This is a genomic window from uncultured Bradyrhizobium sp. (genome assembly GCF_964252615.1).
GTDB lineage: Bacteria > Pseudomonadota > Alphaproteobacteria > Rhizobiales > Xanthobacteraceae > Bradyrhizobium.
Genome location: NZ_CAXUNQ010000008.1, coordinates 89,247 through 104,502 on the forward strand (window position 1 = coordinate 89,247; position 15,256 = coordinate 104,502).

General features: G+C 60.8%; 19 protein-coding genes and 2 tRNA genes. 9 read left to right on the forward strand and 12 right to left on the reverse strand.

Going from position 1 to position 15,256, the window contains the following annotated elements:
• Positions 1–296 precede the first annotated feature (296 nt).
• The 5 genes from fixL (at position 297) to ACFE72_RS07395 (ending at position 5,135) form a co-directional block, all read left to right on the forward strand.
• Positions 297–1,838 (forward strand): sensor protein FixL, encoded by a 1,542-nt coding sequence (gene fixL / locus ACFE72_RS07375; protein ID WP_375412420.1) that lies wholly within the window; start codon positions 297–299, stop codon positions 1,836–1,838.
• On the forward strand, positions 1,822–2,445 hold the full coding sequence (fixJ, locus tag ACFE72_RS07380) for a response regulator FixJ (protein WP_375412421.1): 624 nt from the start codon (positions 1,822–1,824) through the stop codon (positions 2,443–2,445). Before fixL ends, fixJ begins: the two co-directional genes overlap by 17 nt.
• Entirely contained in the window at positions 2,405–2,968 is a 564-nt protein-coding gene (locus tag ACFE72_RS07385; protein WP_375412422.1) for a response regulator, read from the forward strand. Before fixJ ends, ACFE72_RS07385 begins: the two co-directional genes overlap by 41 nt.
• A gap of 141 nt (positions 2,969–3,109) precedes the next feature.
• A complete protein-coding gene (locus tag ACFE72_RS07390) occupies positions 3,110–3,745 on the forward strand; it encodes a helix-turn-helix domain-containing protein (RefSeq protein ID WP_375412464.1) in 636 nt (211 codons plus the stop codon).
• Positions 3,738–5,135 carry a SulP family inorganic anion transporter gene (locus ACFE72_RS07395; protein WP_375412423.1) on the forward strand — a complete coding sequence of 466 codons (1,398 nt, stop codon included), beginning with the start codon at positions 3,738–3,740 and terminating at the stop codon, positions 5,133–5,135. Before ACFE72_RS07390 ends, ACFE72_RS07395 begins: the two co-directional genes overlap by 8 nt.
• 250 nt (positions 5,136–5,385) lie before the next feature.
• Here ACFE72_RS07395 and ACFE72_RS07400 read toward each other — a convergent pair.
• Positions 5,386–5,471: transfer RNA gene (locus tag ACFE72_RS07400), tRNA-Tyr, on the reverse strand.
• Positions 5,472–5,685: 214 nt separating this feature from the next.
• Here ACFE72_RS07400 and rlmB point away from each other — a divergent pair.
• Entirely contained in the window at positions 5,686–6,501 is an 816-nt protein-coding gene (rlmB, locus tag ACFE72_RS07405) for a 23S rRNA (guanosine(2251)-2'-O)-methyltransferase RlmB (protein ID WP_375412424.1), read from the forward strand.
• Positions 6,502–6,616: 115 nt separating this feature from the next.
• Here rlmB and ACFE72_RS07410 read toward each other — a convergent pair whose 3' ends face one another.
• On the reverse strand, positions 6,617–7,222 hold the full coding sequence (locus ACFE72_RS07410) for a hypothetical protein (RefSeq protein WP_375412425.1): 606 nt from the start codon (positions 7,220–7,222) through the stop codon (positions 6,617–6,619).
• A gap of 35 nt (positions 7,223–7,257) precedes the next feature.
• Positions 7,258–7,728 carry a hypothetical protein gene (locus ACFE72_RS07415; protein ID WP_375412426.1) on the reverse strand — a complete coding sequence of 157 codons (471 nt, stop codon included), beginning with the start codon at positions 7,726–7,728 and terminating at the stop codon, positions 7,258–7,260.
• Between the two features lie 569 nt (positions 7,729–8,297).
• Here ACFE72_RS07415 and ACFE72_RS07420 point away from each other — a divergent pair.
• On the forward strand, positions 8,298–9,014 hold the full coding sequence (locus ACFE72_RS07420; protein ID WP_375412427.1) for an outer membrane protein: 717 nt from the start codon (positions 8,298–8,300) through the stop codon (positions 9,012–9,014).
• Positions 9,015–9,267: 253 nt separating this feature from the next.
• Positions 9,268–9,342: transfer RNA gene (locus ACFE72_RS07425), tRNA-Thr, on the forward strand.
• Positions 9,343–9,416: 74 nt separating this feature from the next.
• Here the strand turns inward: ACFE72_RS07425 and ACFE72_RS07430 are convergent.
• The 5 genes from ACFE72_RS07430 to ACFE72_RS07450 form a co-directional block, all read right to left on the reverse strand.
• Positions 9,417–9,680, reverse strand: a complete 264-nt coding sequence (locus tag ACFE72_RS07430) for a hypothetical protein (RefSeq protein ID WP_375412428.1) — start codon at positions 9,678–9,680, stop codon at positions 9,417–9,419.
• Between the two features lie 16 nt (positions 9,681–9,696).
• Positions 9,697–9,885 carry a hypothetical protein gene (locus ACFE72_RS07435; protein WP_375412429.1) on the reverse strand — a complete coding sequence of 63 codons (189 nt, stop codon included), beginning with the start codon at positions 9,883–9,885 and terminating at the stop codon, positions 9,697–9,699.
• Between the two features lie 25 nt (positions 9,886–9,910).
• Complete coding sequence (locus tag ACFE72_RS07440; RefSeq protein WP_375412430.1) at positions 9,911–10,042, reverse strand: hypothetical protein; 132 nt, start codon at positions 10,040–10,042, stop codon at positions 9,911–9,913.
• Positions 10,043–10,436: 394 nt separating this feature from the next.
• Complete coding sequence (locus ACFE72_RS07445) at positions 10,437–11,243, reverse strand: 4'-phosphopantetheinyl transferase family protein (protein WP_375412431.1); 807 nt, start codon at positions 11,241–11,243, stop codon at positions 10,437–10,439.
• A gap of 12 nt (positions 11,244–11,255) precedes the next feature.
• Positions 11,256–12,020, reverse strand: coding sequence for a metallophosphoesterase (locus ACFE72_RS07450; RefSeq protein WP_375412432.1), 765 nt, complete (start codon positions 12,018–12,020; stop codon positions 11,256–11,258).
• A 669-nt stretch (positions 12,021–12,689) separates the two neighbouring features.
• Here ACFE72_RS07450 and ACFE72_RS07455 point away from each other — a divergent pair.
• On the forward strand, positions 12,690–12,944 hold the full coding sequence (locus tag ACFE72_RS07455; RefSeq protein ID WP_375412433.1) for a hypothetical protein: 255 nt from the start codon (positions 12,690–12,692) through the stop codon (positions 12,942–12,944).
• Positions 12,945–13,037: 93 nt separating this feature from the next.
• Here the strand turns inward: ACFE72_RS07455 and ACFE72_RS07460 are convergent, their stop codons facing one another.
• From ACFE72_RS07460 to ACFE72_RS07475, 4 genes are all read right to left on the reverse strand, one after another.
• The gene (locus ACFE72_RS07460) at positions 13,038–13,277 is read right to left on the reverse strand and encodes a hypothetical protein (protein ID WP_375412434.1); all 240 of its coding nucleotides are present in this window, start codon (positions 13,275–13,277) and stop codon (positions 13,038–13,040) included.
• A 172-nt stretch (positions 13,278–13,449) separates the two neighbouring features.
• Positions 13,450–14,163, reverse strand: coding sequence for an outer membrane protein (locus tag ACFE72_RS07465; RefSeq protein ID WP_375412435.1), 714 nt, complete (start codon positions 14,161–14,163; stop codon positions 13,450–13,452).
• 257 nt (positions 14,164–14,420) lie between these two features.
• Entirely contained in the window at positions 14,421–14,840 is a 420-nt protein-coding gene (locus ACFE72_RS07470; RefSeq protein ID WP_375412436.1) for a hypothetical protein, read from the reverse strand.
• A gap of 200 nt (positions 14,841–15,040) precedes the next feature.
• On the reverse strand, positions 15,041–15,238 hold the full coding sequence (locus ACFE72_RS07475; RefSeq protein ID WP_375412437.1) for a His-rich protein BRANT: 198 nt from the start codon (positions 15,236–15,238) through the stop codon (positions 15,041–15,043).
• Positions 15,239–15,256: the final 18 nt, after the last annotated feature.

Consider the following 15,256-nt stretch of genomic DNA (forward strand, 5'->3'; position numbering starts at 1 on the left):
GGTCCAGCGCCAGACTGACCATTACGGTTTTGTAGCCCATATCCTGCTCCATCCCTGAACGGGACCAGCCCTGCCTGTCGCAGGTTTTACGCGACGGCGCCGAATCGAATCTGACCTAGATCAAGTAGATGCGTTTTCGTCGACCGCGGATTCGAGAGGTTGCCGAGGCGGCAACAGGCGGGCAATTGCTTTTGTTTAAATGGGATACGCGCTATCCATGGTCCGGGCCTGGCCGGACTCCACCACCGCGTCATATGGCGTGGTATCCGGCGGGCACGCAGAGCCGAAGGCAGGTTATGATCGACGTCGACCGACCGTTCCTTAATCAGGATCCGCTGGACCAGAATGTGCGCAGCGGCATCGAAGGATCCGGCGTCGGCACCTGGGATCTCGAATTTGCGACTCAGGGACTGACCTGGTCGAATACCACGCGAAAACTGTTCGGCGTATCGCCCGAACAGTCTGTCGACTACGACCTCTTCATTTCGCTGCTCGATTCGCAGGATCGCGATCGGACTGCGAAGGCTGTGCAGAAGTCGATCGATACCGGATGCAATTTCGACGTTCAGTACCGGCTGCACCGCCATTCGAATGCGGGCCACTGGGTGCGTGCGCTCGGCGCCATCGTCAATGGTCCGGACGGCGAGCCCGCCCGGCTTAGCGGCATCGTGCTCGACATCGACAATGAAAAACGCCTGGAGGACGCCCTTAGGACGCGCGAGGGACACTTTCGTTCGATTCTGGACACGGTGCCCGATGCGATGATCGTCATCGACGAACATGGCATCATGCAGTTTTTCAGCAGCGCCGCCGAGCGGCAATTCGGCTATGCCGCGCAGGAGGCGATCGGGAAGAACATCAGCGGCCTGATGCCGGAGCCGGACCGCAGCCGGCATGACGGCTATCTCGCGCGCTATCTGAACACCGGCGAGCGGCGCATCATCGGCATCGGCCGCATCGTCACCGGCATGCGCAAGGACGGCACCACGTTTCCGATGCACCTCACGATCGGCGAAATGCAATCCGGCGGGCAGCCGTACTTCACGGGCTTCGTGCGCGACCTCACGGAGCAGCAACAGACCCAGGCAAGATTGCAGGAGCTGCAGTCCGAACTGGTTCACGTGTCCCGTCTCAGCGCGATGGGAGAGATGGCATCTGCCCTCGCCCACGAACTCAATCAGCCGCTTTCGGCCATCAGCAACTACATGAAGGGATCGCGCCGCCTGCTGGCGGCGAGCACCGACCTCAACGCTCCCAAGATCGGGGCCGCCCTCGATCGGGCCGCCGAGCAGGCCATCCGCGCCGGCGATATCATCAGGCGGTTGCGTAATTTCGTCGCGCGGGAAGCATCCGAAAAGCGAGTGGAAAGTCTGTCGAAGTTGCTGGAAGAGGCCGGCGCGCTCGGACTCACCGGTGCTCGCGAACAAGGCGTACTGCTGCGGTTCAATCTGGATCCGACATGCGATCTGGTGCTTGCCGACAGGGTTCAGATCCAGCAGGTCCTGGTCAATCTTTTCCGCAATGCGCTGGAAGCGATGGCTGGCTCGACCCACCGTGAGCTGATCGCTACGAACGCCAGGGCAGCGGATGACATGATTGAAATCGCGGTATCCGACACCGGGCACGGATTTGGTGAAACCGGCCAGGCAAATCTGTTTCAGCCCTTCTTTACGACCAAGGAGACAGGAATGGGCGTCGGGCTTTCGATAAGCCGGACGATCATCGACACCCACGGCGGGCGGATGTGGGCCGAAACCAACGGAGCCGGCGGCGCGACGTTTCGCTTCACCTTGCCCGCGGCGTCCGCCAAGGAAGTGACCGATGTCGTCGAACGGTAGAGTGTATGTCGTCGACGACGATGCGGCGATGCGCGACTCGCTGGATTTCCTGCTGGGTTCCGCCGGCTTCAGCGTGCGCCTTTTCGATTCCGCGCAGCTTTTCCTGAACGAACTTCCGGGCTTGGCATTCGGCTGCGTGGTCACGGACGTTCGCATGCCTGGCATCGACGGCATTGAGCTCCTTCGCCAGGTGAACGCCGGCCCCGACGCCCGAAAGCTGCCGGTCATCGTGATGACCGGCCATGGCGACGTTCCCCTCGCCGTGGAAGCCATGAAGCTCGGCGCACTCGATTTTCTTGAAAAGCCTTTCGAAGATCAGCGGCTGATCGGCATGATCGAAACCGCTCTCTCGCAAAACGAGAGCGGCGAGAAAGGCGACGCTGTTGCAGCCGAGATGGCAACTCGAGTGGCCTCCCTCACCGGGCGGGAACGCCAGGTGATGCAGGGCTTGGTGGCGGGTCAGTCGAACAAGGTGATCGCCAGGGAATACGATATAAGCCCGCGCACGGTTGAGGTGTATCGCGCTAACGTTATGACCAAGATGCAGGCGGGTAATCTTTCCGAACTTGTCAGATTTGCGATCAAGGCCGGCGTCCTCAAGGATTGAGCCAGGTCAATTCGGTGCGAGGACAACCGGCTATCCTGCCAAGATGATGGATACTTGTCAGACCGGATCCGGCCACGCCGAGATCGATCCTCCAGCCAAGAAACCGCTGATTTACGTCGTCGACGACGACCACGACGTGCTTTCGTCGTTGCGATTCCTGTTGGAAGCCGAAGGTTTCGACGTCCGCACATTCCGCAACGGGTCGGCGTTGCTCTGGTCTTCTGCCCGGGACGGCGCAGATTGCCTTGTTGTGGACTACAAGATGGCTGGAATCGACGGATTGGAGCTGGCCAGCGGGCTACGCGGCAGGGGCGTCGCCACGCCGATCGTCCTGATTACGGGTTATCCGGATGATAATATCGAGGCGAAAGCCGGCTCGGCCGGGGTGCGGCAGGTACTTTTGAAGCCCAATCTTCAAGACAGCCTGGTGGAGTGCGTTCGATCGGCCATCAATCCGGACCTTGCAGCAACAAACTCAGCGGTGAAACAATCGCAGATCGTCTCCGTAAAACCCCTTAGGTAGGGCCCCTTAGGATATCGACCGAGATATTCAGGAACAAACATCCTCTGTACACCCAGGCCATCCCGCATTGAGGAGATGGCAATGCACCCCCAGACGATCACTCCCCCGGCAACTCAGATTCTCGACGCTCCCCGCGAACCGATGGCCGCATCGAGCGACCAGTTCAGCATCATCGCCACCTGTTCAGGAGTGATCGCCACAGAATTTTCGTACAAAAAGGATGAAGAAATTTACGGAGAGAGCGAGCCGTCGGACTATGTCTATCAGGTCATTCGCGGATCGGTCCGAAGTTACAAGCTGCTCTCGGACGGTCGGCGCCAAATCGGCGCATTCTACCTTCCTGGCGATATCTTCGGGCTGGAGTCCGGGCCGGCCCATCGGCTGACCGCCGAAGCGGTCTCCGATACCACCGTTCGGCTGGTGAAGCGCCGGAGCCTTGAGCAGGCAGCCGGTGTCACGGTTCAGGTTGCGCGGAGTCTCTGGGCCATGACCGCCGGCGAGCTACGGCATGCCGAAGATCACATGCTGCTTCTCGGTTGCAAGAATGCGATGGAACGCGTCGCAAGCTTTCTGCTGGAGATGGATCGCCGTCTGGCCAAGACCGGCATGATGGCGCTTCCGATGTGCCGCAGGGACATCGGCGACTATCTGGGACTCACCCTCGAAACGGTGTCACGGACCCTTTCTCAACTGCACAGTGAGGGCGTCCTGGGATTTTCCGGCGCCCGCCAGATCGTGCTTCGCAACCGGCAGCGACTGCGCACCATGGATGCGTAAGCCTACGCACGTTTCAACCTGGCGTCTTAGCCTACTCAATTTCGGCGTATTCCTGGCGCCGAACTGCAATGACCTCGCCCGCACCGGTCCGCTCCCTATGCCCGACGGCTCTGCTACCTCACACCTTTACAAGCCAAAACTGCTGACAGTTCTCGGCGAAGGCTACAACGCGGCCTTTCTGAAAAAAGATGCAATGGCGGGGCTGACGGTGGCAGTCGTCGCCCTGCCGCTTTCGATGGCGATCGCTGTTGCGTCAGGTGTTTCTCCAGACCGAGGCGTGTATACGGCAATCATCGGCGGGTTTCTGGTTTCTGCGCTGGGCGGAAGCCGCTTTCAGATCGGAGGGCCGGCAGGCGCCTTCATCGTGCTTGTGGCGTCGACGGTGGCCAGGTTCGGCGTGGAAGGGCTGCTGGCCACGGTTCTCCTGTCCGGCATCACACTGACATTGGTCGGACTGTCGCGGCTGGGGTCTTTAATCCGGTTCATTCCGCATGCGGCGACGGTAGGTTTCACATGCGGGATCGCCGTCACGATCCTTGCGAGCCAGTTGAAGGATTTGGGCGGTTTTCACCTGTCCGGGCCTGAACCCGGTCCGCTCTTACCAAAACTTGCAATGCTGACCTCTGAAGTCGCCACCCTCGATCCCCAAGCCGTATCACTTGGGGTGGGATCGGTTCTCCTGATCTTTTTTCTACGACGATATCGTCCGTCCTGGCCGGGCATGCTCATCGCCGTGGTGCTGGCGTCGGTGCTCGCCGCATCGTTTCATTTGTCGGTGGAGACGATTAACAGCCATTTCGGGGATATTGCCAGGGGACTACCCGCTTTTGCCGTACCGGTCCTTACGCCGGGATCGCTAATCCAGCTTGCCCCAGTTGTATTTTCCTTCACTTTGCTCGGAGGAATCGAAAGCCTGCTTTCCGCCAAGGTCGCCGATGGAATGACCGGGCGAAAGCACCGCTACAACATGGAGCTTGTCGCGCAAGGCATCGCAAACATTGTCTCGGCCTGCTTTGGCGGCATCAGCGTTACCGGCACGATCGCCAGAACGGCGACGAACATCCGCGCAGGTGCTTGCAGCCCGCTGGCGGGAATCATGCACGCGGCATTCCTGCTCGTTTTCATTCTATTGGCAGCTCCACTGGCGGGCTATATTCCACTGGCTGCGCTCGCCGGTGTTCTTGTGGTTGTTTCCTGGAATATGGCCGAAGCACGTGAGTTCAGCCGGCTTCTCCGGCAGTGGCAGTCCGCTTCCGTCTTGCTCGCCACCTTTCTGCTGACTTTGGCTTATGACCTGTCAGTTGGAATTATCGCAGGCTGCGCCTTGGCGGCTTTGCTATCAACATTCGCCACCAAATTTTCGGACAAACGTTCTGCGTCGCGGGAATAGGGTTGGAAGTTGGCACCAGCCGATTTATCGCTACTGTTTGCGGGCGCAATAGCTGTTCGATCGACGTAAAAAGCGAATCCGGAACGGGTTCTTCATATGGCTGGATAGGCCAGTGTGTCTTTTGGCGAGCCCGCAGTCTGGTTCGATCGCAGGACCCGTTTCGGCGGCTTTGTCGGCGCTGCTTTGGAAACGTTCGGGATGCGCTGTGCCGGATGCGGGCTAACCGAAAACTATTTCATGATCAGAAATTTGGTGGGGGAAGAAGGACTCGAACCTTCGAAGTCATAAGACGGCTGATTTACAGTCAGCTCCCTTTGCCACTCGGGACACTCCCCCGCTCAACTTCATCGCGGCCTGATCCGCAGAAAACGGCGACACGGCTTTCGATGGCGTTAAAACCGGTTGCCGATGGCGGGCTCCCGGTCGGCGCGTTTATGGGGGGATCGGCCGGGCAAAGTCAACCAAGGCGGGCCGCAAAACCGCGCCTTGGTGCCGATACAGGGCCGGGCCCGAAAATTGCCATTATCCGGAACCCGTGAGACAACCACGCATGAGCGATCGCGATAAAAAGCCGCGCTTTCAGCGTGCGCGGGGCAAAGGGCGCGACAACGGGCGGCGGCCGGCCTGGCGCGACCGCGAGCCGCGTGCCGATGGTCCCGCTATCCTGTATGGCTGGCATACGGTGGCGGCGGCACTGGCCAACCCGCAGCGCAATATTCGGAAGCTGCTGCTGACCGAAAACGCCGCACGGCGGCTTGCGGACGAAAACATCGCCACCCGCGTCGCGCCGGAGATCGTCCGCCCCGGCCTGATCGATCAGCGCCTCGGACCCGACGCCGTGCACCAGGGCCTGCTGGCCGAGGCCGATCCGCTGGAGCAGCCCGAACTCGACATGCTGGCGCAACAGGGCATCGTGCTGGTGCTCGACCAGATCACCGATCCGCACAATGTCGGCGCCATCCTGCGCTCGGCGGCGGCGTTCGCGGTCCAGGCGATCGTCACCACCGCGCGTCACAGCCCCGAGGCCACCGGCGTATTGGCAAAGTCCGCATCCGGGGCGCTGGAACTGGTGCCGATGGTCACGGTGCAGAATCTGGCGCGAGCGCTGACCGAACTGAACGACGTCGGCTTCATGACCGTCGGCCTCGACAGCGAAGGCAGCGAAAATCTCGGCGCTGTGGAATTACGACAGCCGCTGGCGCTGGTGCTCGGCGCCGAAGGCAAGGGCTTGCGGCAGCTTACGCGGGAAACCTGCAGCGTGGTGGCGCGGCTCGACATGCCCGGCGAAATCAAAAGCCTCAATGTCTCGAACGCCGCAGTGCTGGCGCTTTATATCGGCGCCAGCCGGGTCGGCCTGATGGGATAAACCATCTCCCCTGCAAGGCGGGACGATCGCCCGATGCATATCGGCATTTGCACAAACGACAACGCCCGTTCGCATCGAGGCGAACGGACGCTGGTTTTTTCAAACGAATTCCGGATCAGAAGCGTCGCATTCCGTGGCCATAGCCGCGGCCGATGCCGAAGCTCCGCGCCACGCCATAACGGTGGCCGCCGTAACCCATACCGGGGCGAACGCCATAACCGCGGCCGATGCCATAGCCGCCGTAACGGTAGCCGGATCGCACGCCGTAGCCATAACCGACGCGCGCACGCCAGGGTCGATAGTAGGGACGCGGTGCATAGCTGACGGCGGCGCCGCCATAGGTAACGCCGCCCCCGTAACCGTAACTGCCGCCATAACCGGTACCGCCGTAACCCCACCCGTATGGGGCGTTTTCCCGATAGGTCGGATAAGGCGCGAAGCTGCCGGGACCGGTATAGGTCGGACCCTGATTGACGTGGTAGTATTGCGGCGAAAGCTCGGGCAGCCGCTCATAGCCGGCATAACCATAACTGCCGCCGCAACCGCCGCATCCGTTGGCGAAATTGAGTGCCGGGGCATAACTCTGCGCGCACGGGCTGACATAAGCCTGGCCGCACGGCGAGCACGAACTGAACAGCCCGCCGCCGCATGCCGATGCCGGCGCGGCACTGACGGTCATGACGGCGGCTGCCGCGATCAATCCTGAAATCATCTGACGCATTACTCTCTCCTGTCGCTGTTTTTTCTTTACGGGGTTTAGTGTCGAAACTTCCTGGGAGGTCGATGCCGAAATTCCTGGCGCGTCCCGGCGCCGGTTTCGGGCGCGACGATGACCGCCGGCGGATCGGCCGGGATGTCGCTCTGCGCCGGCTGCGGCGTGGAATGTGCGGACCAGGATTGGTGGAACCCTTCCGCCGGGCGCGGCAGCCGGCGGTTGGCGGGCGGCTGGATTTCGATACGCCCGTATCCCGGCATGTGACCGGCGCTTGGGTAATAGTGACCGGCCCGAGGCGTCGGATCCACGGCGCGTCCGCCATAGACGGTCGGCTGCATATGCATGTTTTTGGCAAGGCCCCAGTCGCTTTCCACCACTGCCCACGAGGCATCGACGCCATTGATGATGATGGGCACATCGGCGCGGCCGGGAACGACGATGGAAAATCCGTCATTGGCGGAAGCCGGCGACATCGTCCCGATCAGAAGCAACAGGGCTGGTATCGCACGCATCGTTTCAGGATCCCACATTCACGCCCGCACTCTAATCGAACACATCACGTCAGGGGTTAAAGCCGCTGCCCGAACTGCGGGTAAGCCTAACGCGTAAGGATTTGCCGGCGCTCAATTGCTCCGACCGCACTATGGAAATGTTAACGTGGAGCGGCGGTTCACCGCGCGGACGCGGAGCGTAATTTGCGGACTGCGCTGCGCCGGAAGTGCGACTCACGCCCGATCGGAGTGGCCGGCGTGGTCGGGATGAAAGCCACCTTGATATCAACGTCCAATCGGGGAATGCCCGCTTGTGGTCCGTCAGCCACAAATCCTGTTTTGCCGAAACGGCTCGACTGAAATCCTATGTAAAATCATATGCTTATATTTTTCAATACTTACCGCATGCAGTTCGAATGCTGGCGACTGTGGCATCCCGGTGACAGCGTTTTGCGGCATTTGCTGTATGGTTCGGTCATCGCACCGATGCGCTGAATTTACTTTACTGGGGACTTCACATGAACAAATTCCTGACAGGTTCGATCGCGGCAATCGCCATCGCGGCCTCGGCCCCGGCTTTTGCAGCCGACATGGCCGCCCGCTACACCAAAGCGCCGGCTCCCGCGCCCGTCATGGTCTACAACTGGACCGGCTGCTACATCGGCGGCAACGTCGGCGGCGGCTGGGCCCGCACCAATCAGACCCGCAGTACCCGGGTCGGTGTAGCTGCGCTTGCGGATTTTGGCAGAAGCGAAGGTACCGATGTGATCGGCGGCGCCCAGATCGGCTGCGATTATCAGTTTGCCGGAAATTGGGTGGTCGGCGTACAGGGTATGTTCGATTTCGGCAATATCGATAGCTCGCACGCTATCTCTGCCTTCCCTACATTCACTTCCGTTAACCGCACCAGGGACGTCTTCACCGCAACCGGCCGCATCGGCTATCTGTTTGCTCCGCAGGTTTTGGGTTACGTCAAGGGCGGCGGTGCCTGGGCGCGTATCGATCATAACATCTTCCAACCGGGCGGCGCGCTGTCCGAAAGCGCGACGGGCGTTGACCGGCAAGGCTGGACCGTCGGCGGCGGCCTCGAATGGATGTTCGCGCCGGGTTGGTCGGTATTCGGCGAATACAATTACATTGACTTCGGCCGCCGGGATATAGGCTTCATCGCAGCTGCCGGCACCGGTGCTCCCTTCACGCCCGGAGCACCGTCGGAAGTCATCTCGACCCGTCTGACCATCCAGCAGGCGCTGGTTGGCGTGAATTACAAGTTCAACTGGGGTGGACCCGTTGTTGCAAAGTACTGATCTAAGCTGACTTCTCTCCCTAAACTGGGGCCGGCACCTGTGCCGGCCCTTTTTGCATGGACGGACGCACTTCCGCTTGCAGCCCCTGCGCAAGCGCGGCGGCGCCAAATCCGAGGGATGATTGCAGAGCCGAGCCGACGCACTGATAGGGGACGATAGGATGACGGCGAACGAGCTGCGGGAGCAATCGCGTGGCCCGGTGTTGACGACGCCCAGCCGGCCGCCATACACAGAACGCGATCGCCACGCGTCAGCCGGCATAGCTCAGCGGTAGAGCAGCGGTTTTGTAAACCGAAGGTCGGGAGTTCAATCCTCTCTGCCGGCACCATGTTTCCCGCCGACCGTTGCCGCCGCAACCATTCAGCGCTGCATCGTTGCGCAAGGTGGCCGCGCTCGCGACCATTAGGACCTCGTCAACCTCACGACAAACGCCGCCGTGATGCTGCAGCCGGCGATTACGCCGAGCGCCAGAAAGACGGCGCCGTTGCGGGTAGCTTCTGCCGACGTTGAAAAACCCATGATGACGATGCCCAGCAATGCGGCCGGGACGCTGGCGATGCCGGCGACCGCCAGGGTGGCGGTCCTAACGTCGGATGCCCAACGCCTTACCGTCACCGCAACCAGCAGCCCGAAACCGATCAGGAGCAGCGATCCGAGCGGCAGCATGATGCGGGGCTCCCTATCACTTCCGCCCGCCGCGAGCCTTGCTTCTCGTCCGCGGCTGCTCTTTCCTGAGCCGGTCGCGCTCGACGCACAATTCGTCGATTCTGTTCAACATTCGTCCGAGCAGGGCTTCGGCTGGAGCGGTCGCGATCTTTGCCTGTTGCAGCTGGCTGATTTCCTTGCGCTGGCGGCCGACCTGAAAGCGCATCCGCTCGATTTCCCCGCGAATATACTCAAGCTGCATGACGTTCCTCCAAGGCCCTTTCAATCTGCCGGCGGACGGCGGCGGTTGGCTGCCCCTCGCGTTCGAGCAGACGCAGCCGATGCCATAACCTGATGATTTTCTGTTGTTTTCGTTCGTCCATGGCCTCCTCCGTGGAGCGCGCAGCATAGAACATAAAGCGAACATATTGCAAGATACTACGAATAGGGGTAGCGCGCATGACGCCCCCAAGCTGCGCCGCTGTCGCTTGGATTTCAACCGAGGCGAGTACGAGGGACCGCTGCAATTCACGCAGCCCTGCTATTCAGGAACGAAAAGGACGACTTCCGGTTTGTCCGCCATGCAATGGATTGAAGCCCTTATCAACGTCTCCGCATTCGTCGGCTTTGTCGGCATCGCGACCCGGTGGCCGGCGCAAGCTCCGGGCGCTCCGGACAATTCCTGACGCTGCGCATCGGTAACGGCTCGGCGGCGCGCAACCCTATCAGCGTGGCAATTATTATGGCGCACGTTAGATCAGCGCGAAACGGCTTCGCTCACGCTGCGCCCAATATCGACACTGGAAAGTCGATCAACTGCTCCGCCACCAGCGGAACAAGTTGCCGGCTCGTTAGATTTGGCATCTGCGCCGGGTGACGCTGGAGGCAGAGCGCCGCCGTGTGGGTGTCCGACGGGCGCATCTGGTAAAATCGCCAGTGCGCCGGAGAATCGCCGAGTTCGGCATCGAACCGGATCGCTTCGCCCTCGCCGTCGAGATTGAACGAGAATTTGCCCAGTGGAATCGACAGCCCTATTCCCCGGGCCTTGATGTAGCTCTCCTTTAGCGTCCATAGCTCGAGGAAACGTCCGCGCTGCAGCTCCGCCGGCAGCGCATACAAGGCCGCCACCTCGCTTGGCGAAAAGTAGCGGTCGGCGATTTCAAGTGCGATGTCGCGCTGCGTCCGCTCGGTGTCCACCCCCACCGCCCGGTCGGCGGTCACCGCCAGCACGATCAAACCCTCGGTATGCGATATATTGAACGACAGACGCCGCACCGCGTCATGATCGTTGACGATCATCGGCTTTCCATACGCGCTCGGTTCGAAACGCCAGTCCGCCGCAGCAATGGGGGCATAGCGAGACAGCACAGTCCTCACCAGCGCCCGTGTCAGCAAATAGCGGTGACGATCTCTGGCGAAATAAAACCGCTGCTGCTGCCCGCGTTCCTGCTCGGTGAGGAGCGCGCGATAGCGCGCCGCAAGTTCGGGGGCCGCCTCCTGGTCGGTGAAGACAAACCACAGATCGACCCGATCGGGCGATAAAACCAGATCCGGCGGGGAGTTCGCTGACGGCCAGGGCTGCATGCGCCGAACCGCTCAGGAAATTTCATGGACGCAGTAAAGCGTCTTCGCCGCAATCCTTGTTTCCGACGGATATCCATAGGCATTGTTGACATACAAGGTCCCGCCGCGCTGCTCGCGACGATTGAGATGGCTATGCCCGTAAACATGAATGACCGATCGCAGCTGCTGCACCTGCAGTTGCAGCCGCTCGCTTCCCAGAACCGGGAAAAGCCGGCGGGTCTGTTCGGAAACGGACTGCGGCATCAAATCGATGCGCGGCATGAAATGCGAAAATGAAATGATCGTTTCGGTATCGTCGCGCCGTCTGTAGCCGTTCATCTGCAGAAAATGCGACGTCACATCTCCTACAGTCCAGGAGCCCGGCCATCGACACGCGCGAAAATCCATCCACGAGCGCTGCAGGTCGGCGTCCGGCAGCCCGAACGAAAAATCATACCACCCGAGCAACGGAACGATGCTGACGTCGCGATGATGGTAGGGCGCCATCGACACCCCGCTCTGCCCGGCAACCTCGCACACGCGGTGGAATTTATCCAGCGAATCGACGTAAGGGCCGCCCCGGATAACCCAGACGTCGTGATTTCCCGGAATGAAAAGCACTTTCTTGAAACGCATTGCAAACTGGCCCAGGCACCACTCCAGCCGCGCCATTGAATCGGAAACGTCACCAGCCAGGATCAGCACGTCATCCACATAATCATCGTGCGAAAGCGACGCTACCCATTGGGTATTGACCTCGTAGTCGACGTGGATGTCGGACAGCGCAAAGATTCGCATTTCGCTATGCACACCGATCGTTCATCATCCCGCCGGCATGGCAACGTGCCCGGCAATGACGATCATCACTCATCGCACATAAAAGATAAAGCTGGCGATGACCAGCATGGCCGTCACCGCCAGAATTTGCGCAAACGCTCCCAAGGCTGCCTTTCTGGTGGCATCCTTCATGATCGGTCTCCCTGAACAGGGTTTCCAGATTGTGGACAGGCGTCATCGTCACCCGCAAGGGCTAAGACGAGCGTCGATTTTTACGCGGAACGCCCCACGACGAGTATTCGCATGCATCAGTCCCCACTCAGCGAATATCGACGGCGTCAGGATCGAACAGTATTGCGGCGATATTTGGAGGGCATGATGGCGTTCCGAACGCTTCGGCCGCTACAGCTATGCGCACACCAGCATCAGGTTGACCGAGCAGGCCGCAAGCAGCGCCAATATGAGTGCGAGATGCACCCGGTCGCGGCTGGTTGCAAGGATCGTTTTCATGGCCTGCAAAACATCCGGCGATTCTAGCTGCGGAGTCCCGCGCAATATTTTTTTGCTGATTCAGGACTCGTTTACGACTCGGCGATCCTGCCCGAACGCCCTCCGGTCCCCTTGCCTCTTGCCCCGCCCTGAAACCCAAACCGGCGTTGCGCGTTAAGACTTTTTACCGGAGGGAATCCGATGCCCTACGCGCTGTTCTGCAACGAGGCCCAGTTGAGCAAGGCCTATCCGACCGAGGCGGATGTCTGGAAACTCGCCAACCACAGCGGGCTTGTGGTCGACGTGGTGTCCGAGGAAGAAAAGCCGCATCCGCGGCCGATTCTGGACAATAATTACGAGATCAAGTCCTGCCCGGCCGATTCACAGGAAAATCCGGAACGGAATCGGGCCGACGCCGAGCGCGACCATCAGCTGGAATTTCAGCTGGATACGTGAGAGCTTGTCGCCCTGAAGGCGGAGGGCCATCACCGATCTTTGCCCGGTGAAAGCCGGCGTCGCAGCCAACCTTCAGACGGCACGGCGACTATCCTAGGGCGTCGCCGCGGATAGCGTCGCCTGCTCCAGCCCGAGCGTCACGCACACCTTCTTGCGGTGCAGACCACGGATGGCCCCGGTGACCTTGAGCACCTTACCTGCGGGACAGGTCGCGTCCTGCACGAACACAAATTCGTAAGGGGCCAACATCAGCGGTTCGGATTTGAGGATCGTCTGGGCTAGGCACGGCAGGGCGGCCGTCGATATCATAAGCCCCAACACAGTTGCACGCATGTTCGGTGTCCATCAGCCGCACCGCCACAATACCGAGGTCACGCGTTCGTTCCACCTGCCCGTAAATATTTTGCTGCGCTCTTCCGGTTCAACCCCCGCGAACATGCAAAAAGGCCGGCTTGGGAGCCGGCCTTTCGAATGGCATGCCAAAAGTGGGGGCGTGCGCCGTAACTTAATACTTCGCAACCACCGGGCCGCCCCAGCCGAAGCGATAGTTCAGACCGGCCTTGACGGTGTGCTCGTCGTCGCGGAAACGAGCGCCAACAATATCGGCCGGCCCGGTGGTGAAGGTGGTTTTGCCGAAGTTGTAGTACTGGTACTCCAGCTTGGCCGACCAGTTCGGCGCAAACATGTATTCCAGCCCCGCACCCACCGTATAGCCGTCGCGGCGATTGCCGTCGGTCGTAAAGGCCGCCGGCACACCGGCAACGGTTGCGGCGAGGTTGTTATTGTCGCGCCAAGCGTAACCGCCCTTGCCGTACAGCAGCGCAGGCCCCACGGCGTAGCCGAGCCGGCCGGTGACCGAACCCAGCTGATCGCTATTGGCGGTTACCAGGGTGCCGCCCGGGAACAGCAAGCCATTGTTGGTGTGGTTGGCAAGCCAGGAGTACTGCGCCTCGGCGCCGACCACCCAGTTGCCTGCGAATTGGTAATCGAAGCCGCCCTGCACGCCGCCAAAGAAGCGGCCCTCATTACCGGCAAGACTGTTGTCGCCGGCAAAAGCCCCGCCGACATGGCCGCCGACGTAGAAGCCGGTCCAATTGTAGACCACCTGCGGTGCTGTATAGGCGGGGGCCTTGGCATAGGGCCGCGCGCCGAGATCGGCCGACCACGCCGGAGCCGCGAATGCAACCAAGACTGCTGCGCCAAGCAAGAATTTTTTCATGTCCGTTCCCCATCTTACGTTGTTTGACCCTCGACAAACAACGTGGTCTCAGTTTGGTTGCTTCGCGGCAGCGCCGGAGCAAGAGATGTCCGCATTGTGACAAAGTCGCCACAGTGGGGTTCCATCCAATCGGACACCTGGCCCATTGCCGCCAAGATAAGTCGCCGATGCTTGCGTTCAGGTTCACGTCGAACTGAAAAATGATTCTGACAACGCTCGGCGTCGGAAACCTTGTCGTCCGGCGAAGGCGGACGAAACTATCGCGTCATCTTCTCAAGGTCGGGGAACGGCGCGTAGGCGGCGCCGGCACAAAACTCGCCGGGGTCTTCGACAATACGGTCGAGCCGCGCATCGACAAACAGCACGGCGCGCTCGCGCAAGCCCAGATAGCGGCCGTCCCTGTCCTTTGCGTCGTAGCGCAGGCAAACCACGTAGCGCAGCCGCCCGCCGGCGGTACGCTGCACCGGCTCTGCCATGGCAGCATCCTTCACGCCCACCGGGTTGTTAAGGTAGGTTTTCATGAAGGCGAGCAATTCGGGGCGATAGTTGGCGGGATAGGGCTGGTTGGCGACGCCGCGATCGTCGGTATAGGTGATGCCGTTCTGGCCATCGCCGGCACAGGCCGCCAGCGCCAAGGGCAGCAGCAATATAACGGCGTGCTTTGCCGAATTCTTCACGTACGACCGTCTTTCGAAGCCAAACTCCAGAACCCTTAAAGGGTTCGCGCGCAAATTGGAATCGACTTCTCGGCGCGAGGCCACGACTTGGGGCGTACAGCATAGCACCGGCTGCACCATCGGCGAAGCAATGGTGCAGGCCGGGCCGTATCCATCGCCGCGGCGGGGCAATGCGGATCAGGCCGCGGCCACGGAATCGGTCAGCGGTGATGACGATAATGACGGCGATGATGGCCGTGCCGATGATGATGGCCCATTTTAGCGTTGGCGTTGAGCACGCTTGGCTTGGCCTGCACGGATTTGATCGCCGGGGCGGCGTGGGTTTTGGCGGTGCCGGCCATTGCGGGGGCGGCCAGAACGGAAACCGCGAGCAGTGCCGCGGAAATGGTCTTGATCATGGGTGTCTCCTTCGGGCG